We start from the raw sequence: 19,785 nt of genomic DNA on the forward strand, positions 1-19,785 counted from the left end.
TCCAGTCGGCGCGACGCCGGCAGATGTCGCGCAGCCCTGGGTCGCTTCGCTGCGCTCGCGATGACGGAGCGGGTTGCACAGACCGAAGCCGAGGCCCGACCTCGAGAGGCCGCTCCCGACGGACGCGCGCCTAAGCGCGTCGCTCCTACGAATCGACCTTCATCAGCGAGGCGAGAAGGTCGAGCTCGCCCGCCACGGCCTCCGAGGCGAGCCGCTCCATGCGCAGGTAGCTGTCGAGGATGGCGTCGCCCGTGCGGGTCAGGACCGCCCCGCCGCCCCGGCGGCCGCCCTTGCTCGCGGAGACGAGCGGCTCCTGGAACGCCTTGTTCAACGTGTCGATGAGGTACCAGGCTCGCTTGTAGCTCATGCCCATCCGGCGCCCCGCCGCGGCGATGGAGCCGGTGTCGCGGATGCCGCTCAGGAGGGCGGCCTTGCCCGGTCCCAGCAGGGTGTCCGAGCCGAGCTCGATCCGCAAACTGATGCTCGTGTCCTCGCCCAACGCACACCGCCGCTTCGCTGGAGGCCCCAGCGCCTCGCAGGCGTCCCTACGCGAAACGGCCCCGTCGATCATCCCGGCGGGCGACAGGATCGTCCGTCCCGTTCCGTCGAGGCCAGCCAACGGTGCGCGCGTCACGCGGCTCACGCGGCGGGCGTGAAGCCCAGAGCGCGCAGCGCGGCGGCCGTCCCGGGCTCGCCCAGCAGGCTCAGGAAGGCCGCGAGCGCCGGCATCTCCCGAGCGTCCGCGCGATACGCGAGGTCGTAGGCCTCCTCCGTCAGCGGGCGGAAGCCCAGCCCGTAGGCATCCGCGACGCTCGCGATGGCCACGCCCCAGTCCGCCCTGCCCTGCGAGACCGCCGCGGCGACGGCGTTGTGCGAGCGCGGCTGGTTCCAGAACCCCGCCGGCCGGGCACCGTTCAGCAGCCCGTCCACGAGCAGGCGCGTGCCCGATCCGGCGTTGCGGTTGACCATCACGGCGTCGGGGTCGGCGAGCGCCGCGGCGACCGCGTCCGCGGCGTCGCGCCCTTCGAACCGGGCGTCGCCGCGGCGGAACACGACGCCCTGGAGGCGGCGCCACCCGGGCGCGAGGGACAGGCCCTCGGTGAGGAACGGGGCATTGTACCGGCCCGTCTCGGGATCGAAGAGGTGCATGGCGGCGACATCGCACTCGCCGCGCCGCAGGGCGGCGAGGCCGCCGGCTGACCCGACCCAGATGGTGCGGGCGCGGTACCCTCGCTCGCCGAGCAGGCCGACCACCCGGTCCAGGCCGATGCAGTGGCTGCCGACGATCGTCAGGTCGGGCGCCCGCACGCCGGCGCCCAGGCGGACCACGGCGACGCCCTCCCCCGCCTCGACGCCCGCGCGCGCGGCCGGAACCGCGAAGAAGCCGTCCGCCTGCGAGAAGGCGGTGACCGAACCCGAGCCCTTCGGCAGCGGCAGGGCGATCGTCCCCTCGGGACCGTGGGCGAGGGAGGTCATCACGAACTCGGTGCGGCCGAGTTCGGAGGGCACCCGCTGGGACACGCGCGCCGCGACCGTCTCGTCCTCGCGCGGCGGCAACCCGGCGAGCGCCCGCACGTACGGCACGACGAAGTCGTGGAAGGTGAACATCGCGGAGGTGGGGAACCCCGGCAGGACGATGACCGGCCTTCCCTGCGCCACCGCCACGCAGAGCGGCTTCCCGGGCTTCAGGGCCACGCCGTGGAACAGGATTCCCGGCTCGCCGAGGCGGGACAGCACCCGGTGCGACACGTCGCCGGCGCCTTTGGACGTGCCGCCCGAGAGCACGACGAGGTCGCTGTCCCGGAGGGCGGACCGGAGGGCGGCCTCGAGGACGGAAGCCTCGTCGCGCACGATCCCGAGCCGAACCGGCTCCCCGCCGTTCTCGGTCACCGCGGCCGCGATGATCGCGCCGTTCGAATCGTAGATCGCGCCCTCGGGCAGGGGCTCGCCCGGTGCGACCAGCTCGTCTCCCGTGGACAGGATTGCGACCCGCGGACGTCCGGTGACGTCGACGGCCGCCAGGCCGCACGCCGCCAGCATGCCGATCTCGCGGGCGGTGATCCGCGTTCCCGCGCGCAGCACCGTCTCGCCGCGGGCCATGTCGGCCCCGGCATAGCCCACGAACTGCGCCGGCCGCACCGCGGTCAGGACATCGACGGTGAGGCTCCGGGCGTCGAACTCCGTGTGCTCGACCATCACCACCGCGTCGGCGCCGCGGGGGATCACGCCGCCGGTGGCGATCGGCGTCGCCGTACCCGGCTGGACGACGATGGCCGGCGCGACGCCGCAGGCGAGGATCTCGCGGTTCAGCGTGAGACGCCGCGGGCTCGCCGGCCCGGCGCCTTCCGTGTCGGTCGCGCGCAGGGCGAAACCGTCGACCAGGGACCGGTCGAAGGGCGGGACGTCCATGGGCGAGGCGACGTCGCGGGCCAGAACGCGCCCGAGCGCGTCGTCCAACGACACCGTCTCGGACGGCAGGCGCGCGTGCGGGACCGCCGCCCGGAATCGCGCGAGCGCGTCGTCCCGGCTCATCACCCGGAGGAACTGCTCCTGGCTCGAGGCCGCGGCGAGGCGCGCGACGAAATCCGCCGCCCCGTCACGGTCCGCGTCGGCGCTCACAGGGCCCAAACCTCTACCTCCTCGCCGGCCCGGAAGCCTTCGCTCTCCGGCTCGACCACGACGCTGCCGTCCGCCTGCACCAACCGACCGAGCGGAAGGCCGGCTCCGCCCAGCGGCTCCACGCCGTCCGACCCGCTCCGGACGAAGACGACCTCGGACAGACCGATCGACGAGACGATCTTCCGGAGGAGGGCGTGCCGCCGCGGCGAGCGCTCCCGCGCGCCGGCGAGCCGCGCGATGAGCGGACGGCCGAGGGCCAGGAACGCGGCGAGCGCCGCCTCGGGAGGCCCGGGCACCAGGAGGACCGGCCTGCCGGCCGCGGAGCCGACCGCGGTGGTCTCCCCGGGCCGCAGGGCGATGCCGTGCGCGCGGACGTCTCCGGCGCGGGCGAGGGCCGCCGCGCTGTGGTCCGAGCGGCCGAAACCGCTGCCCCCGACCACCAGCACCGCGTCCGCCGTGCCGCCGCGGATGGCCTCGGCGATCTCCTCGACTCCCCGGGCGCGAACCGCCTCGGTCGCCCCGCCCGCCCGCGCGATCAGACGCCCGAGCAGGGGCGACACGGTATCGAGGCTGGACGTCCCGGCGGTGACGACGCGCAAGCGCGGCTGACGGACGTCGACCGCCTCCAGGCCGGCCGCCTCCAGGACGAGCAGGTGGAGTGGCTCGATCCGGGTGCCGGCCTCGATCAGCCGCGCGTTGGCGGCGACGTCCTCCCCCGCTCCGCGCACGCCCTCCCGCGGGGCGATGTCCGCGATGACCATGCCGTCCGCGAATCCCTCCGGGGGCAGGACGGCATCGGTGCCCGACGGCAGCGGCTGTCCAGCCTCGACCCAGGGTGGCGGTCGCGCCGGGAAGATCGGCGCGTAGGCCGACGCGCCGCCCACCGCGGCGGCCTCGACCGCGAAGCCGTCCCGCATCGCCGTCGGGCCCGCGGGCACGGCGGCGTGCGCGACGACCGCTCGCGCGGCGACGCGTCCGAGCGCCGCTGCAAGCGGGACGGTCGCGGGTTCGACGGGAGCCGCCGCGCCGCTGAGCAGGATCGCCGCCTCCCGAAGCGGGATCAGCGCCGAGGACGCATTCCGGATCATCGTGGCGGCGATGCGCCATCCGGGTTCGATGATCAAGGGCCGGCGCGGCGGCCGACCCGCCGACACGACAACGGTCGCCCCGGGCGATATGCTCGCCGCCTATCCGCACGCGCTCCGCTGACAGGCATGACAGGTCCATTCCGCCGAACCTGCGTCACGAGGTCGGCCTCGACGGCTGATCTCGCCATCCGCCTCGTCCGATTCCCGAGGACCGGCCCGGGCGCATGATGCAGACGCTTCAGGACATCCTCTCCCGCCTGTTCAGCCTGGATCGGGACGTGCTGGCGATCGCGTGGCTGTCGCTGCGTGTCAGCCTCACCGCCGTCGGCATCGGTCTCGTGCTCGGTATACCCCTGGGTGCGTTCCTGGCCGTCGCCCGCTTCCCCGGACGCGGCGCCGCGGTCGGCCTGCTCAACGCCTTCATGGGGCTGCCGCCGGTGCTCGTCGGCCTCGCGCTCTACCTCGTCCTGTCCCGCTCCGGTCCGCTCGGACCGCTCGGCCTGCTGTTCACCCCCGCCGCGATGATCGCCGCGCAGGCGACGCTCGCGACCCCGCTCGTCGCCGCCCTGACGCAGCAGGTCGTCGCCGACGCCCGGGTGCATCTCGGGGAGCAGCTGCGCTCCCTCGGCCTCTCAGCACCGCGTCAGGCCGCGGCGATGATCTACGACGTGCGCTTCTCCCTCGTGACCGCCGCGCTCGCCGCGTTCGGCCGGGCGATCTCGGAGATCGGCGCGGTCCTCGTCGTCGGCGGGAACATCGACGGGTATACCCGCACGATGACGACGGCGATCTCCCTGGAGACCCAGAAGGGCGATCTCAGCCTCGCCCTGGCGCTCGGCCTCGTGCTGATCGGCCTCGTTCTGGTGGTGAACGTCGCCGTGGCCCTGCTCCGCCGGCACGCCGCGCGGGTGTACGGATGAGCGCGACACCGGCCATCCGCCTCGAGGACGTGACCCTGGTCCTCGACGGTCGGACGGTGCTCGACCGTCTCTGCCTGGAGGTCGCTGCGGGCAGCGTCACGGCCGTCATCGGCCCGAACGGGGCGGGCAAGAGCGTCACCCTGAGGGTCGTCGACGGGCTCCTGCGACCCGACGGTGGCACGGTGCAGGTCGCCCCGCACCGGCGGGCCTTCGTGTTCCAGCGGCCGGCGCTGATCCGCGCGACCGCGGCCGCGAACGTCGCGCTGGCTCTCGGAGACCTGCCCCGTCCTGCGCGGGCCGCGCGGGTGGAGGAGGCGCTGGCCCGCGTCCGCCTCTCCGAGCGCGCCCGCGATCCGGCGACGCGGCTCTCGGGCGGCGAGCAGCAGCGGCTGGCGCTGGCCCGCGCCTGGGCGGTCGGCCCCGGCCTGCTCCTCCTCGACGAGCCGACCGCGAACCTCGACCCGGCCTCGACCGAGATCGTCGAGGGATTGGTGTCCGCGATGGCGCGGGCGGGCACCACGGTCGTGCTCGTCTCACACAATCTCGGGCAGGTGGCGCGCCTCGCCGACGCGGTGATCGTGCTGGCCTCGGGCCGCGCCGTCGAGCATGGTCCGTCCCGACAGATCCTGTTCTCGCCCCGGACGTCCGAGGCGCGGGCCTACCTCGCTGGGGAATTGCCGTGGACGCCTTTCGTCGCCGCCTCCTGACCCTGGGACTGGCCGCGTTCCTGAGCGCGGCCGGCGTCCTGCCGCCGGCCGAGGCCGAACCGGTGTCGATCGTCGTCGCCTCGACGACCTCGACCGAGCAGTCCGGCCTGTTCAAGCACATCCTCCCGCTCTTCCGGGAGACGTCCGGGATCGACGTGAAGGTCGTCGCCCTGGGCACGGGACAGGCGCTCGACGCGGCGCGCCGCGGCGATGCCGACGTGGTCCTGGTCCACGACCGTCCGGCCGAGGACAAGTTCCTCGCCGAGGGCTTCGCGAAGCGGCGGTACGACGTGATGTACAACGATTTCGTGCTGATCGGCCCGGCCTCCGATCCGGCCGGCGTGCGCGGCCTGGGCGTGCGCGAGGCCTTCGCCAAGCTGGCGGCCAGCAAGGCGGCGTTCGTGTCGCGCGGGGACCGCTCGGGCACCCACAGCGCCGAGCTGCGCAGCTGGAAGGAGGCGGGCGTCGATCTCGCGGCCGTGCGCGGCCCCTGGTACCGGGATGTCGGCCAGGGCATGGGGCCCGCGCTCAACACGGCCTCGGCCCTCGGCGCCTACATCCTCGCCGACCGGGGGACCTGGCTCGCGTTCAAGAACCGCGCCGACCTGGTCATCCTGGTCCAGGGGGACCGGAGCCTGTTCAACCCCTACGGCGCGATGCTGGTGGATCCCGACAGGCACCCCGGCGTGAAGGCGAAGCAGGGACAGGCCTTCATCGACTGGCTCGTCTCACCGGAGGGGCAGCAGGCGATCGCGGGCTACAAGGTCGGCGGCGAGCAGCTGTTCTTCCCGAGCGCCAGCGCGCCCGTGACGCGCTGACCGGGGATCCCCGGGTCGAAGCGCCGGACCGCCGTCGACGCGCGCGCCTGCCCGTCCCGGGCACCCGCGAGGGTGGGCGGCGGATCTCGCCGGCATTCGCCATCGTGCCGCTCGGAGACCGGCCAGGGACGATGGCCGGCCGGGTCGGAACGGCGCGGGACGTCGCGATCCGCTTCACCGAACCGGAGGTGCCGAGCGCGCGTTTGGCCGAGGTCACCCAGGACTGTGCGGGTCCACCGTCGCGAGGGAGATCATCGTGGTCGGGCATTCAACCGAGCGGCCTGAGACGCCCCCGGAACCCGCGGCGCCCGAACACTCCGCGTTCGGCGCGTACAGCTCTCCACCCTGCTTCATGCACGAGCTCGGCCCCGACTTCGTCAGCCCGGCGGCGGAGCCTCGGCCTTCCGAACCCTGCGGTCCTGAGAGCGCCGCATCCGACTGGCCGAGCGTGCGGCAGTGGCGAAAGGAGACCCGCGCCGCGCTCATCGCGCGGCGGGTCGGCATCTCCGCCCAGGACCGCGCCGCCCGGAGCGAGCGGATCGAGCAGGGTCTCCGAGCCGCTCTACCTTCGGCATCGGGCCTATCGATCGGTCTCTACTGGCCCTTCAGGGGCGAGTTCGATCCCAGATCCCTCCTGACGGAGCTGCGCGGAAGCGGGGCGCGACTGGCGCTTCCGGTCGTCGTCGAGAAGGCGCGCCCGCTCCAGTTCCGGGTCTGGTCGCCGGGCGAGCGCATGATCCGCGGCGTCTGGAATATACCCGTTCCCGCAGAGGGCGAGATTGTCGACCCGGACGTCCTGATCGCGCCGCTCGTCGGCTTCGATCAGGCAGGGTACCGCCTGGGATACGGCGGCGGCTTCTATGACCGGACCATCGCGTCCAGGTCGACGAAGCCGCGGGTCATCGGCGTCGGCTTCGAGCTCGCGCGGCTCGCGACGATCCACCCGCAGGCGCACGACGTCCCCATGGACATCATCGTGACGGAAGGCGGCGTCTGGCCCCGCACGGAGCGACCCTGATCGCGCCGCGGAGCGGGCCGGTGCCCGCGCTGGCCGGCTCGGCAGAGCCTGGCCCAGGACCGTTCGGCCTGAGGTCGGCGGATGAGGGCGCGGGGGTCTCAGCCGAGGCTCCTGATCGCGAGTGCCCTTGGAACAGGCGGCCGCGGCGGCTCGTTCAGGCGTCACGGCCCGCCACGTTGGCGAGCCGGTGACGACCAGGATACAGCCATGGCTACAGGCACCGTGAAGTGGTTCAACGAGACCAAGGGCTACGGTTTCATCCAGCCCGACGATGGCGGCAAGGACGTGTTCGTTCACATCTCGGCCGTCGAGCGTGCGGGCCTTCGCTCCCTCAACGAGGGTCAGAAGATCTCCTATGACGTCGAGGCGGACCGCCGCAGCGGCAAGGAGAGCGCCGCCAACCTGAAGGCTGGCTGAGCACCGCGCGACGAGTGGCCTGTATCGGGGCCGCTCGTCACAGATCGGGCTTCGAGCTCGGGGCAGGTGACCGCGTCAGGCTCTCGATCTCCCGCATCGGTCTCCCCGACTTGCGGGCGATCTCCTCTTCCTGCTCGGTGATGAGAGTGCGTGCCGGCTCATCGCCGTCGAGGCCGCCCAGGATCTCGGCCGGCACGCGCCGATTCGAGGCGCGGCTGCCGTCGGCGTAGGTGACGTCGAACAGCACGAACCCCTGCACCTTCGGCAGAGACTTGGTACGCTTGGCCATGAGGGGTATGCCGGCTTCTCGGACGAGGCGAACGCGGTCGCGGCCCCTGCGTCTTGCAGGCGCGACGCGCGGTCAGGAGCGCGTCTCATAACCCATCCTTCCCGTCTGCCGGAATATCCATGGCGCCGGCCCACAGAGGGACGCCTGTGACATCTTGGATGCACATCGACACCGGCCTCGTTCCCGGCGGGACCCCGTTGCACCTGATGCAGCGGGGCCACGAGTTCTCCATCGTCGCCGACACGATCGAGCTGATGAACAGCACCCGCGGGGCCTCCGAGGAGGCGCTGGCGATCCTCGCTTGCGGCCGGGTGCGCGGGCGGGGCGCGGCGCGGGTGCTCGTCGGCGGCCTCGGAATGGGGTTCACCCTGCGCGCGGCCCTGCGCAACCTCGAGCCCGAGGCGCGCGTCACGGTCGCCGAACTGGTACCGACGGTCGCGGCTTGGGCGCGCGGACCGCTCGCGGGCGTCTTCGCCGGCTGCCTCGACGACGCCCGCGTCGATCTGCGCGAAGCCGATGTCGAGCAACTTATCCGGTGCGGCCCGGCCGCCTGGGACGCGATCCTGCTCGATGTCGACAACGGACCGGAAGGGTTCGTGCGCCCGGAGAACGATCGCCTCTACGGCAAGCACGGGTTGGAATCGGCGCGGCGGGCGCTGCGGCCGGGCGGCGTGCTCGGCGTCTGGTCGGCCAATCCCGACCGCAAGTTCAAGGCGCGCCTCCAGCGCTCGGGTTTCGCCGTCGAAGAGGTTCGCCCCCACGCGAACGGGCGCAGCGGCCCGCGGCACGTGGTGTGGATCGCGACCGCCGCCGGCCCGACGGTCTGACCCTTCCTGAACATCGATCTGGGCCGCGTTCCGGCCTGGACAGCCTTGCCTCGGCAGCGAGCGGGCGTCCTTCGCACTCTATCCTTCGCGTCCCGGCCCTCTTACACTCGATCCGTCGCCGGATCGGCCAGACTTCAGGTTCCGGCGGCTTGGGGGACGCGTGCCCCCTCCTACGGAGCCGTGAGCCCGCGATGGCCGACCTCATCGATTTCCCCGGGAAACGCCGAGGCTCCGGCTCGGCCTACCGGTTGCACCGGTTCGGCGCGGACGGCAGCGACCGCGGCACGGTCCTCATCCGAGCCCGCGACGACGCGGAGGCCAGGCATCAGGCCGACAGGCTGGCCGAGGGATTGTTGGCCGAGCTGTGGTCCGGGGACCGGCTCCTGGATCACTTCGCGCCGGCCGGCCACCCGGTTGCGGCCTGCATCGGTCCCCTGCGCGACGGGCCCTGATCCCGCGGACGCGCTGGCCTGCCGGCGCCGCGAGCCAGCCGTTGTTACATTGTTGCATGCTCTCGCGCGAGGTGCGATACGCCGCGGATGTCAGTTGAGGCCACGCTCTGGGATCTGGTGACCGCCGAGCGTATCGCCATCGAAGATGTCGGCGCCGCTGTCGACGCCTACCTGGCAGAACCGACCACCCAGGATCACGCCATCGGTCCGGACCACGTGCTCGATCTCGCGGCGGCCGTCGCGGCCCACCCCTTCGCGCCCGCGATCGTGGTCGACACCGAGTCCGACGAGCCGTCGCGCCGCATGGCGGTGCGGGCGGCCCTGCTCATGAGCCGCCCCACCACCCGATCAAACAGCGACTGAGATTGCGGCCACCCGCGCCTGTCCGCCGGACGACCGGCGGCGGCGTGCGGGCCTACTGGTCGTCATCGTCGTCGTTGACCTCGACGAGATCGCTGGTGTCGTCATCGTCCTCATCGACGACGAGGTTGTCGTCGTCGACCTGCTCCCCGTCGTCCTCGATGTCGAGCGCGTCGTCATCCTCAGCGTTGCTGTCCGTGTCCTTCTCGGCCTCCTCGGCCTCGACCTCGTCCAGCGAGACGAGTTCGGGGCCCTCCGTCTCGTCCTCTTCGTCGCTCGGCGCCTCTTTGCGCGCGACGACGGGAGCGCTCCCCCTGGAATACGATGTCGCGGCAGCGATCGGCACGACCTCGCCCGAGTAGGGCGAGATCACGGGATTCTTGCCGAGATCGTAGAACTTCTTCCCCGTCGTCGGGCAGATACGCTTCGTGCCGAGGTCCGGACGCGCCACTGAGACTCTCCCTGAAGGCCGTGAGACGCTGGATCGCCAGCGAGCATGCGGTGATGTCTACCACAGTCGGCAGCCCGATGCCCCGCCTCTTCGCGCCGAGCGAGGCGTGTCTGAACGACAGAGGTGCCGACACGCGATCGGCAGAGGAGGCAGAGGGGGAGAGTGCGGCGGGGCCCGACCTCCGTGATGCCGATCTCCGCGATGCGGGTAGGACGTCATCCAAATAGGGGTGGTGCTCCGGAGCACGTCGCGCCGTGATGTGTGGTGCTTAATCGTGTCTCGCACCGTCATCGCCGATGGGATTTGTGCGGCGCAGGTGCTGGAGGGTCTCCACCATGTTGACTCGCACCGTCATAGGCCTCGTCGCCCCCGTCTGCCTCGCCGCCGCGTGGGCCACGCCGTCCCTGGCACAGCCGGCCGCCAATGGCGGGCCGAAGTTCCTCATCCACGGCAACTATTGCGGCCCCGGCAACAACGCGCCTCTGCCGCCTATCGACGCCCTCGACGCAGCCTGCGCCCGCCACGACGCCTGCACGCCGGATATCGGACTTCCGACAAAGGCGTGTAACCTTCGGCTGGAACGCGAGGCAGCCGCGGTTGCTCGGGACCCGCGGCAGCCGGACAATGTGCGCTCCCTCGCCGGTTTCGTCGCGTCGTTCGCGGCGTCGAACGCGTCGAGCCCGGCGCCGACGGTGCTCCCCGCGAGACTGGCGCGCTGAGAGCCCGACGCATCCGCCACCATCCGCCCGCACGGGCGTCGGGCGCCGGCACGAACCGGAAATCGGCGGGATCGCCGGCCGCGGGGGTTCATCCCGCCTGCGCCGTCTGCCGCCCCCGGTCCCGCGCGCGCGCAGGAATTTGGTGACGGCTATGGCGCGCGCGGGGCCCGCCGCGGCCGGCCGGTCCGGCCGCGTTGCGCGAGCGTGGGGGCCTACCGTCCGCTGGGCGCGGCGTAGCTGCCGGTAACGCCGTTACCCCGGCTGCTGCCGCCCGCAGAGCCGGGGGTCTTGTTCCGGACGAAGCTCGCACCCGGATAGCGCCGCTGGACCCGCGACATCGAATGTCGCCGCACGTGATGGCGCCTCATCCGGACGTCGGTGAGCATGTCGGACGGCGACGAGAGGCCGGTCGCGGGGCCCGCGGGAACAGCCGAGGCGGGGACGGCCAGGACGCCGAGGCCGACACCTGCGAGCGCGGCGAGAACGAGAATGCGCATAGAGCTCCTCCATGCCTCGGCGGAGATGGATCGCCTCGGCATGGAGGGAAGACCTGAAGCACGCGTCTGGTTCAATGAGCGGGCCTTCGTGAGCGCAGTCTGCCGGGCGGCCGCGACGCCGGCGGCGAAGACAGCTTGGTCACGCGCGGTCACAGCTGCGCCGCCAGCGCGATTAATCCCGGACGCCGCGTGCGCAGCGGCACGTCGCTCCGAGACAATCGCCCCCATATCAGTGTCACGCAAGATGAAATGGGCCGTAAGTCTCGGACTGCACTGCGTAAAGGAGCAAGAATTAGCCTATGAAGACCCGTATCGCCGCTACCATCACCGCTCTCATGCTCGCCGTAGCTCCGATCTCGTCCGCCATGGCCTACGATCGTCCTGCCTGGACTGGCTCCACGCCCTACGATGTCGAAACCACGGGCTCGTTCGGCGCCCCGTTCGGCGGCCGCTACGACCGCGACCCCTGGACCTGCCCGCAGAGCTCGGCCGCGGAGGGCAATGCCAACCAGCAGAACTTCCCGGTCAAGCAGTACGGCCAGACCGCCGGCGGCAACCGCTGCTGAGGTCGGGGACACGATGCTGAAGGCCTTCTCCTACGCGATGATCGGCGCCTTCCTGGGCGGCCTCATGATGACCGTCGTCGGCTCGGCCGGCGTGCTGATGGGCCTGTGAACCCGGCAGGATGCCGGCGGCCACCCGGTAACGGACAACGAGACTGACGCGAGCGGCGGGGTGCGAGCCTCGCCGCTTTCGCGTGTCCTGCCGCTCGATCCGCCGATCCGACCTGCCCGCTCGCCGGCTTGTGGCGCGGACGAGAAACCGTGTCCCATGTAACGCGCGCGGTCACGCGCCGAAATCCACCTGCAACAGAAGCATTGCGTTATCGATCCGCGCGTCGAACGCCGGGTGCGCGCCGCTTCGCGCGGCAGCCCGATCGCGGCGCCACTGATGTTCCGGCAATCCCGACGAGGCGATTGCTGGAGCGCGGAGACGTGAGCGTCGGAGTTTTCTGCCCGATCCTCGATTGACCGAGATCGTTCCGATCCGCTGCTACAGGTGAGACCTTCCAGATCATGAGCATTTCAGACGCCCTCGACCGGGCCGATTTCGCGCGGCGGGCGGGGGAGAACCAGGCCCGGCTGACCGCCGACCTGAAACCGGCCTACGACTTCGTCGTCTGCGGCGCGGGCGCCTCCGGGTCGGTCGTCGCGCGGCGGCTGGCGGAGAACCCCGAGGTGCAGGTGCTCCTGCTCGAGGCGGGCGGCTCGGACGACGCCGAGGCCGTGCTCGATCCCGCCCTCTGGCCGACCAATCTCGGCGGGGCGCGGGACTGGGGCTTTCGCGCGGAGCCGAATGCCCACCTGAACGGACGCACGCTCTCCATGGCGATGGGCAAGGGCCTCGGCGGCGGCTCCAGCGTCAACGTGATGGTCTGGGCGCGCGGCCACCGGTGCGACTGGGACGCCTTCGCCGCCGAGGCCGGCGACGCGGCCTGGGGCTACGACAGCGTCCTCGACATCTACCGGCGCATCGAGAACTGGCGCGGCGCCCCCGATCCGGCGCATCGCGGAAGCGGCGGTCCGGTCTGGGTGCAGCCCGCCTCCGATCCCAGCCCCGTGGCCCACGCCCTGCTCGACGCCGCGCGGGACCTCGGCATCCCGACCTTCGACAACCCCAACGGGCGCATGATGGAGGGGCCCGGCGGCGCGGCGATCACCGACATGCTGGTCCGCGACGGCCGGCGCGTCTCGCTGTTCCGCGCCTACGTCCATCCCTGGCTCGACCGCCCCAACCTGACCGTCCTCACGGACGCGCTCGTCCGCCGCGTGACCTTCGACGGCCGCCGCGCCACGGGGGTCGAGTTCGTCCACGCGGGCGCGGTCCGGACGGTCGGCGCGCGTGCCGAGACCGTCCTGTCGATGGGGGCGATCCACACACCCAAGGTGCTGATGCTCTCGGGGATCGGCGACCGGGACGAGCTCGGGGCGCTCGGCATCCCGTCGGTGCAGCACCTGCCCGGCGTCGGACAGAACCTTCAGGACCACGTGTCCTTCGGCTGCACCTGGGAATATGCCGACCCGATCGCGCCGCGGAACAGCGGCAGCGAGGCGACCCTGTACTGGACGAGCCGGCCCGGCCTCTCGGCGCCGGACCTGCTGTTCTGCCAGGTCGAGTTTCCGGTTCCGAGCGAGCAGACCGCGGCGCGCGGCGTTCCGGCCCACGGCTGGACGATGTTCGCCGGCCTCGCGCAGCCCGCCAGCCGCGGCCGCCTGCGGCTGCGCAGCGCCGACATGGCGACGCCGCCGGTCATCGAGGCGAACTTCCTGTCCCACCCGGCCGACGTGACGGCGGCCGCGGCCTGCGTCGACCTCTGCCGCGCCCTCGGCAACGCGCCGGCGTTCCGCCCGTACGTGCGCGCGGAGGCCATGCCGGGTCCGCTGTCCGGCGCGGCGATGGCGAACTACATCCGCGATGCCGCCGTCACCTACTGGCACCAGAGCTGCACCGCCCGGATGGGCCGCGACGCGCTGGCGGTCGTGGACGGGGCGCTCCGGGTCTACGGCATCGACGGCCTGCGGGTCGCCGACGCCTCGATCCTGCCCCGCGTGACCACCGGCAACACCCAGGCGCCGTGCGCGGTGATCGGCGAACGGGCCGCCGAGATGCTGAAGCGGGCGAACGGCCTGTAACGCCCGTCGCCGCAGCGAGCACGATCGGCGGACCGGAGGGCTCGCTCAGGACGCCCCGTCGCGCGGACATCGCACCGGCCGAGCCGGGCGTCGATCCCGTCCCCGGAATCGCGACGCACCGCGCGTCGCGGACGGCCCGATCAGGCCGCGTGTGACGGCCGGAAGCGCTGAGATCCCCTGAGCCGCTGTCGAGGAGCGCCCGGGTGGGTGATCCACGGGCTCACGGCCGGGAAAGACACCGCGGATCCTTGCCCGGCCTCTTTCCGAGGATGCCGGGCCGTCCTGTTCGGGTGCCACGGCGCGTCGTGGCGATCATCACTTCGGCGGTCGCGGATGGCTATCGACACGATTGAACACACGCTGCGCGCGATGGGAAACGCGGCGCGAGGCCTGGCCGCGATCGGTGCGGCCCTGCGATTGCGGCAAGACGCGAAGGAAGACGCGCGGGAAGGCGCGCGGGCGGTCGATCCCGAGGTGGCGCGCCGACTGCGCGACGTGGTCGCCGCCGTCATCCCGGGCGGCCTCGGTGAGCTCGAACCCGAGCAGGTGTCCGCGCTCCTGGCATCCGTCACCCACGCGCTCGAGGAGGCGCGGGATCTGCTGGATCACCCGGAGCGGCAGCCGGTCTGGCAGGTTCGCGATCCCGCGATGTTGCAGGCTCAAGGCCAAGCGTCGCGCAGCGTCGTGCGGCGCCTGGCGGCCTTGTCGACCGAGCGCCCGTCGCTCGCGGCCGCACTCACCGGGCGCTTCCTGGATGTCGGCACCGGCGTGGGCGGCATCGCGCTGGAGGCCGCGGCACACTGGCCCTCGCTGCGGGTCGTTGGCCTGGACATCTGGGAGCCGGCCCTGGCCTTGGCGCGCGCGAACGTGGCGGCGAGCCCCTTTCACGGCCGTATCGAACTCCGTCTGCAGGATGTGACGCGGTTCGACGATTCGGCAGGCTACTCGCTGACGTGGCTTCCGGCACCCTTCCTCTCCCGGGACGCGGCCCGAACAGCGCTCGATCGGCTCACGGCTGCCCTCGAGCCGCGGGGGTATCTGGTGGTCGGACTCTACGCTCCGCCGGCGGATCCCGCGGCCGCCGCGCTCGCTGCCCTGCGGCTGGCCCGCAGCGGCGGACATCTGTGGGAAGGCGCGGACATGGAGGCTGAACTCCGCGCACGCGCCTTCACCGCGGTCGAGACCTGTGCGGGCCAGCCGGTCACGCTCGTGATGGGGCAGCGCGCGTAGAGCGATCGCACGCGCGCGGCCAACGGCGCGGACCGCCTGCCCGCCGCGGCGTCCGAGTTCGCGGTCGTCCCAACCGGTCGAAGTTCGGTCGAAGCGCGCACCCGAGCCCCCGCGAGGGATCCCGCGTCGAGCCCCGCGTCCGGGCTTCTGTGACCGGGATCACAGCGACCGGCCATCGGTCGGCGGCAGAGTGCCTTCACCCCAACAGGGAGACGCACGATGAAGATGATCTCGACGAAGATGTTGATGGTGGCGGGTCTCGCGGCCGCGACATTGGCCGGTGGTGCCGCCAGTGCCGACGCCCGCGGGTTTGGCCGTGGCGGTTTCGGACACGGAGGCTTCGGCCATCGCGGGTTCGGGCACGGAGGCTTCAGGCACGGCGGGTTCGGTCACCATCGCCATTTCTACCACCGTGGATTCCGTCGGCGCTTCGGCGGGTTCAGCTGGGGCTATCCCGCGAACAGCTCCTTCCTCGGCCCGAACTTCGGCGACTGCCGCGCGATCTACAATCCTGTCTTCTTCGGCCATGAGCGCGTGTGCGGCTAGCTGAGCGACCATCTTCGACGGATCGCGTTTCCGTCACGCGATCGGCCGCCGCTGCACGCGCGGCGGCGGCCGGCTGACCGACTCCATCCCGCAACCCCTCGCTCCGACGACGGGATTCGTGACGGCGACCCCAGCCCCATCCGTCCCGGGGATGCCGCCCGACTCTCGTGATCCGAGCCGCATCGGCCGCGGATCGAGCGACAGCTCGTAGCGGCCGCGAATTCGGACCTCTCGTGCCGCCCTCGCTTGAGGGCGGCACGAGAGCGTGGTGAGGGTTGTCTCACCGAGGATGGTATCGGTGACGCGATCCGGGCGCGTCACGGCGCCCTGGCGCTGCGCCGAGGAGCAGGGCGATGGCGGTGGGGACATCGATGGGTGCAGGTCAGGAACGCGAACCGCCGACACGCCGCGCGGCCCCGGATTTCTACGACCGCCTGCCCCGGTTCACCGCCTTCTCCAGCCTCATGGATCCAGGCCTCTACCGGCCCCTGCCCGCGGATTGGTGGCTCGGCGTGGCCGATGTCGTCGGCTCTCGGCAGCAGATCGGGCTTGGCCGCTACAAGGCGGTGAATGCGGCCGGCGCAGCCATCATCACGGCGGTCTCCAACGCACTCGGCCGGCGCGAATTCCCCTTCGTCTTCGGCGGCGACGGGGCCAGTTTCGCCGTCGCCCCGGACGACGCAGACGCCGCGAGAGACGCGCTGGCGGCGACGGCCAGCTGGGTCCGCGAGGCGCTGCAACTGGAGCTGCGCACCGCTCTCGTGCCGGTCTCGGCCGTGCGCGATCGCGCGCTCGACGTGCGCGTGGCGCGCTACGCGCCCAGCGCCCACGTTTCCTATGCCATGTTCAGCGGAGGTGGGCTGCCCTGGGCAGAGGCGGCCATGAAGGCCGGCGACCACGCTATCGCACCGGCCGAGGCCGGCACCCAGCCCGACCTGACCGGCCTCTCCTGCCGCTGGCAGGAGATCCGTCCCCGGCACGAGCTGATGCTCTCGCTCATGCTCGTGCCCCAGCACAGCGGCGACGCGCCGGCCTTCCGGCAACTCGTGCAGGAGGTCCTGCAGAGGCTCGAGATCAGCGCCGAGGTCGCGCGTCCGATGCAGGACGCGGGACCGGAGATGCGCGGACCGTGGGCGGGACTGGACCTCGAACTGCGGGCGATGCCGGGCTCTCGCAGGAGCCGCTCCTGGGCCAAGCTCCGCCTCGCGGCGCGATCGATACCGGAATACCTGATCTACCGCACGGGCGTGCGGGTCGGCGCGTTCGATCCCGCCGTTCTGCGGCGCGAGATCGTGGGCAACACAGATTTCCGCAAGTACGATGACGCGCTGCGGATGACGCTGGATTGCACCCGCGCCTTCGCCGATCGACTCGAGGCGGAGCTCGCCGGCGCGGAGGCGCAGGGGATCTGCCATTTCGGCCTGCAGCGCCAGTCGGCTGCGCAGTTGACCTGCATCAGCCCTCCGGTCCCCGGCAGCGGGCACATGCATTTCATCGACGGTGCCGGTGGCGGCTATGCCGCGGCGGCCGCGAATCTGAAGGGTCGCGCGGCCGATGGCGGTGCCTCGGCTCAGACCCGCCCGTGACGCGGCTCGGGACCATGCCCGCTGCGGGACGGGGCGCGGGATGACGCGATCGGCAGGGCCGTTACCGGCCCGGGATCCCCGCCGGGTGGCCGGGATGGGCCCTGTGCCGGATGTCCGCTCCGAGGCGGCGCGGTCGGCTCTGCGCCCGGGACCAAGCCGGATCGACGGCCCGCGCGATCGTCCGTGTCGAGCCAGCCGCGGTAATGCACCACCAGCCCGACGCGTGGCAGGGCGATCGAGACGTCGAAGCGGAACAACCCCGCCTCCTCCCACTCGCGGGCGGCGGTGCGGGGTGTGAGCGCCAGCGGCAGGGGCAGCCGCGCGACGGACCAGCCGCGCAGCACCATGCGCAGGCCGCCGCCCTCCGGCGCGAGGTCGAACCTGAAGCGGAGCGGGCCGAACCGCTCCACGACGCAGCCGCGCTCCTCGGAGAACGCGCTCGTGAACCGGCGACCGGAGAACGCGCGCGTCCAGCGCTCCACCCCGCGCGTCTCGCTGAAGCCGACGTGGAGATCGTGCGCGCCCGCGACCGGCAATCCGAGGAGCGCCGCGAGGCCGCGCGCGACAGGGTGGCGGCCCCGTCGCACGACGGCGCGGCCGTGCGCCCCCGCCTCGCGCAGCACGCCGTGCAGGGCCGCGACGCGCGGCGCGAGTTCGGCGAAGCGCGGACCCAGGACGCGCGCGTAGAGCGCATCGGCCTGTCCCGACTCCCGCACGTCGTGGCGGATCGACAGGCGCGCGAAGCTCGGCTCGAAATCGGACAGGTCGAGCGCGGTCCCGGCGTCGCGCGCCCCGGGCGCGATCGCACCCTCCAGGATCCGCTCGGCCAGGATCGCCGCCGGCAGCACCGGGATCTCCGGGCCATGACCGTCGGCCGCCAGGAGGGTCCAGCGCCGTTCGACGCGGCGCCCTGCGGCCGTGCCGAACATCCGGACGACCATGCCGGACCGATCCGAGCCCCAGCGCGCGGTCAGCCGCTGCGCCAGGAGAAGCCCGCGCGCGAGCCCCTGCAGGGAGGGGATCCAGCCCCAGCGCACCGGCCAGCTCGCGCACCAGAGGCCGATCGTCTGCACCGCGAGTTCGGTCCCGGCCCTGAAGCTGACCGCCGGCCGGCCCGGAAGCCGATCGGGCAGGAGGTCGAGGTCCGGGACGTCCGCCAGGGCCAGCCAGCGGCGGCCGAGGGACGCGCCGTCGGACAGGGCGAAGCGCTCGCGCCGCAACGCCTGCCAGCCGACAGCCGCCGACCAGCGCTGTCCGCGCCAGAGCCGGATCGGCCGGCCCACATAGCTCAGGATGGCCGCGGCGACCGACGTCCCGGCGGTCGCGCGGTTCGAGGCGCTGATCGCGATCTCCACGGCGGTGACCGCCTCCATCCCCTGCGCCAGGCGACGGGCGACGGCACCGGACAGGGCGGGGACGCTCGATGCACCGGAGAGGATCGCGACGCCGGCCGCGCGTGCGGCGGCGTCGAGCTGGCCGATGCCGGTCACGAACGCCCGGCCGTCCGCGAGATCGAGGTACGGGATCGCCGCGGCGATACAGGCCCGGGGCAGATCGTAGCCGCTGCCCTGGAAGGGGCCGGCCGCATCGATCACGAGGTCGGGACGGACGCGTTCCAGCAGGGGCGCGACGGCACCATTGCGGTCGGCCTGAAGGGGACGGCACGGGGGATGGGCCGCGCAGAACGCCTCGGCCCGCGCCAGGCGGCGGCCGGCGACGACCACGTCGTGACCGGCCGCCGCGAGCCGCCGCGACAGGCGAGCCCCGAAGCCGCCGTACCCGCCGAAGACCAGGACCGTGCTCACGCCGCCTCTCCCTGCCCCGCCGGCTCGGCGTCCTGGAAGACCGCTTCCTGGTGGATCAGCCGCCCGAACCAGGGGTGGGCGATGTCGAGGATGAAGCGGAAGGCGCCCGGCGTCGCGTCCCCGCCGGCATCGGCGTGGGTGACGGTGAGCGCACCGGGGGTGAGCCAGCCCGGCAGGTGCAGGCGGCGCCCCAGGCAGGCGATGAAGTAGCGGTGGCTGCGAAACGTCAGCGCCCCGTCCTCGACCGCCACCGTGAGGCTCATGCCGACGCCGGCGCCGACATGCTCCTCCAGGCCGGTGGGACCGGCGAAGCGCTTGGCCGAGTGGATCACCTGCGGGAAGCCGGAGGCGCGGGCGTACAGCCGCGTCCAGACCTGACCGCCGCCATCCGGGTCCTCGGTGACGGTGACGACGCCGGCGCGGCCGGTCTGGCGTTCCAGAGGCAGCGGGCCGCCGACCAGCCGCGTCGCCTGCGCGACGAGCCAGCCGAAGCGGCTGACGTCCATCGCGACGACGTGGCCGACATAGACCGCGCTCGCCCCCTGCGCGAGCCGCTTCCCGAAGCGGCGGCGCACGGCCGGCGACAGGCTCGCCCACGCGCGTTCCGGGATCAGGGCCCGGAAGCGCAGGTCCAGCAGGTCGCCCGGCTCGGTGAGCGACCGGGCGGGGGAGAACGCGCGGGACGGCCCCGCATCGGCTCGACGGACATGTCCCATCGCGGTCACCTGGGCCCCTCGATCGGT

Annotated in this window: 21 protein-coding genes; 14 read left to right on the top strand and 7 right to left on the bottom strand. The window is 72.7% G+C overall.

Going from position 1 to position 19,785, the window contains the following annotated elements:
• Positions 1–145: 145 nt before the first annotated feature.
• From ASG32_RS21400 to ASG32_RS21410, 3 genes are all read right to left on the bottom strand, one after another.
• Positions 146–475 carry a winged helix-turn-helix domain-containing protein gene (locus ASG32_RS21400; protein WP_082557992.1) on the bottom strand — a complete coding sequence of 110 codons (330 nt, stop codon included), beginning with the start codon at positions 473–475 and terminating at the stop codon, positions 146–148.
• A gap of 164 nt (positions 476–639) precedes the next feature.
• Complete coding sequence (locus ASG32_RS21405) at positions 640–2,619, bottom strand: molybdopterin biosynthesis protein (protein WP_056530467.1); 1,980 nt, start codon at positions 2,617–2,619, stop codon at positions 640–642.
• Entirely contained in the window at positions 2,616–3,707 is a 1,092-nt protein-coding gene (locus ASG32_RS21410) for a molybdopterin-binding protein (RefSeq protein WP_056530469.1), read from the bottom strand. Before ASG32_RS21410 ends, ASG32_RS21405 begins: the two co-directional genes overlap by 4 nt.
• Positions 3,708–3,931: 224 nt before the next feature.
• On the opposite strand from ASG32_RS21410, the gene ASG32_RS21415 reads away from it, so the two are divergent.
• The 5 genes from ASG32_RS21415 (at position 3,932) to ASG32_RS21435 (ending at position 7,587) form a co-directional block, all read left to right on the top strand.
• On the top strand, positions 3,932–4,627 hold the full coding sequence (locus ASG32_RS21415) for an ABC transporter permease (protein ID WP_020094847.1): 696 nt from the start codon (positions 3,932–3,934) through the stop codon (positions 4,625–4,627).
• Positions 4,624–5,334, top strand: a complete 711-nt coding sequence (locus ASG32_RS21420) for an ATP-binding cassette domain-containing protein (protein ID WP_056530471.1) — start codon at positions 4,624–4,626, stop codon at positions 5,332–5,334. The genes ASG32_RS21415 and ASG32_RS21420 overlap by 4 nt, the downstream gene beginning before the upstream one ends.
• On the top strand, positions 5,307–6,152 hold the full coding sequence (locus ASG32_RS21425; RefSeq protein ID WP_056530473.1) for a substrate-binding domain-containing protein: 846 nt from the start codon (positions 5,307–5,309) through the stop codon (positions 6,150–6,152). The genes ASG32_RS21420 and ASG32_RS21425 overlap by 28 nt, the downstream gene beginning before the upstream one ends.
• A gap of 352 nt (positions 6,153–6,504) precedes the next feature.
• On the top strand, positions 6,505–7,170 hold the full coding sequence (locus ASG32_RS21430; protein WP_244492116.1) for a 5-formyltetrahydrofolate cyclo-ligase: 666 nt from the start codon (positions 6,505–6,507) through the stop codon (positions 7,168–7,170).
• Between the two features lie 207 nt (positions 7,171–7,377).
• The gene (locus ASG32_RS21435; RefSeq protein WP_020094851.1) at positions 7,378–7,587 is read left to right on the top strand and encodes a cold-shock protein; all 210 of its coding nucleotides are present in this window, start codon (positions 7,378–7,380) and stop codon (positions 7,585–7,587) included.
• 37 nt (positions 7,588–7,624) lie between these two features.
• Here ASG32_RS21435 and ASG32_RS21440 read toward each other — a convergent pair whose 3' ends face one another.
• Entirely contained in the window at positions 7,625–7,876 is a 252-nt protein-coding gene (locus tag ASG32_RS21440; protein WP_020094852.1) for a hypothetical protein, read from the bottom strand.
• A 146-nt stretch (positions 7,877–8,022) separates the two neighbouring features.
• Here ASG32_RS21440 and ASG32_RS21445 point away from each other — a divergent pair, with 146 nt between their 5' ends.
• The 3 genes from ASG32_RS21445 to ASG32_RS21455 all read left to right on the top strand — a co-directional run bounded on the left by ASG32_RS21445 (position 8,023) and on the right by ASG32_RS21455 (position 9,518).
• Positions 8,023–8,703, top strand: coding sequence for a hypothetical protein (locus ASG32_RS21445; RefSeq protein WP_107351986.1), 681 nt, complete (start codon positions 8,023–8,025; stop codon positions 8,701–8,703).
• Between the two features lie 191 nt (positions 8,704–8,894).
• Positions 8,895–9,155 (top strand): hypothetical protein, encoded by a 261-nt coding sequence (locus tag ASG32_RS21450; protein ID WP_020094854.1) that lies wholly within the window; start codon positions 8,895–8,897, stop codon positions 9,153–9,155.
• Between the two features lie 117 nt (positions 9,156–9,272).
• Complete coding sequence (locus ASG32_RS21455) at positions 9,273–9,518, top strand: hypothetical protein (protein ID WP_244492099.1); 246 nt, start codon at positions 9,273–9,275, stop codon at positions 9,516–9,518.
• A 52-nt stretch (positions 9,519–9,570) separates the two neighbouring features.
• Here the strand turns inward: ASG32_RS21455 and ASG32_RS21460 are convergent, their stop codons facing one another.
• Positions 9,571–9,966 carry a TIGR02300 family protein gene (locus ASG32_RS21460; protein ID WP_020094856.1) on the bottom strand — a complete coding sequence of 132 codons (396 nt, stop codon included), beginning with the start codon at positions 9,964–9,966 and terminating at the stop codon, positions 9,571–9,573.
• Between the two features lie 335 nt (positions 9,967–10,301).
• Between ASG32_RS21460 and ASG32_RS32775 the strand changes: the two genes are divergently transcribed.
• The 6 genes from ASG32_RS32775 (at position 10,302) to ASG32_RS21490 (ending at position 17,237) form a co-directional block, all read left to right on the top strand.
• Positions 10,302–10,685, top strand: a complete 384-nt coding sequence (locus tag ASG32_RS32775) for a hypothetical protein (RefSeq protein WP_042672250.1) — start codon at positions 10,302–10,304, stop codon at positions 10,683–10,685.
• 796 nt (positions 10,686–11,481) lie between these two features.
• The gene (locus ASG32_RS21470; RefSeq protein WP_056530483.1) at positions 11,482–11,748 is read left to right on the top strand and encodes a hypothetical protein; all 267 of its coding nucleotides are present in this window, start codon (positions 11,482–11,484) and stop codon (positions 11,746–11,748) included.
• A 510-nt stretch (positions 11,749–12,258) separates the two neighbouring features.
• On the top strand, positions 12,259–13,875 hold the full coding sequence (locus tag ASG32_RS21475; protein ID WP_056530486.1) for a GMC family oxidoreductase N-terminal domain-containing protein: 1,617 nt from the start codon (positions 12,259–12,261) through the stop codon (positions 13,873–13,875).
• A gap of 333 nt (positions 13,876–14,208) precedes the next feature.
• Complete coding sequence (locus ASG32_RS21480; protein ID WP_244492101.1) at positions 14,209–15,105, top strand: class I SAM-dependent methyltransferase; 897 nt, start codon at positions 14,209–14,211, stop codon at positions 15,103–15,105.
• Between the two features lie 219 nt (positions 15,106–15,324).
• Positions 15,325–15,651 carry a hypothetical protein gene (locus tag ASG32_RS21485; RefSeq protein ID WP_056530492.1) on the top strand — a complete coding sequence of 109 codons (327 nt, stop codon included), beginning with the start codon at positions 15,325–15,327 and terminating at the stop codon, positions 15,649–15,651.
• Between the two features lie 353 nt (positions 15,652–16,004).
• Entirely contained in the window at positions 16,005–17,237 is a 1,233-nt protein-coding gene (locus ASG32_RS21490) for a DUF3095 domain-containing protein (protein WP_082557993.1), read from the top strand.
• Here ASG32_RS21490 and ASG32_RS21495 read toward each other — a convergent pair.
• Together ASG32_RS21495 and ASG32_RS21500 are read right to left on the bottom strand one after the other, a co-directional pair.
• Positions 17,222–19,042 carry an SDR family oxidoreductase gene (locus ASG32_RS21495; RefSeq protein ID WP_056530494.1) on the bottom strand — a complete coding sequence of 607 codons (1,821 nt, stop codon included), beginning with the start codon at positions 19,040–19,042 and terminating at the stop codon, positions 17,222–17,224. The genes ASG32_RS21490 and ASG32_RS21495 overlap by 16 nt on opposite strands.
• Positions 19,039–19,758: a DUF4166 domain-containing protein gene (locus ASG32_RS21500; RefSeq protein ID WP_091927613.1), complete on the bottom strand. Its 720-nt coding sequence runs from the start codon at positions 19,756–19,758 to the stop codon at positions 19,039–19,041. Before ASG32_RS21500 ends, ASG32_RS21495 begins: the two co-directional genes overlap by 4 nt.
• Positions 19,759–19,785: the final 27 nt, after the last annotated feature.

This window comes from Methylobacterium sp. Leaf361, assembly GCF_001424445.1.
GTDB lineage: Bacteria > Pseudomonadota > Alphaproteobacteria > Rhizobiales > Beijerinckiaceae > Methylobacterium.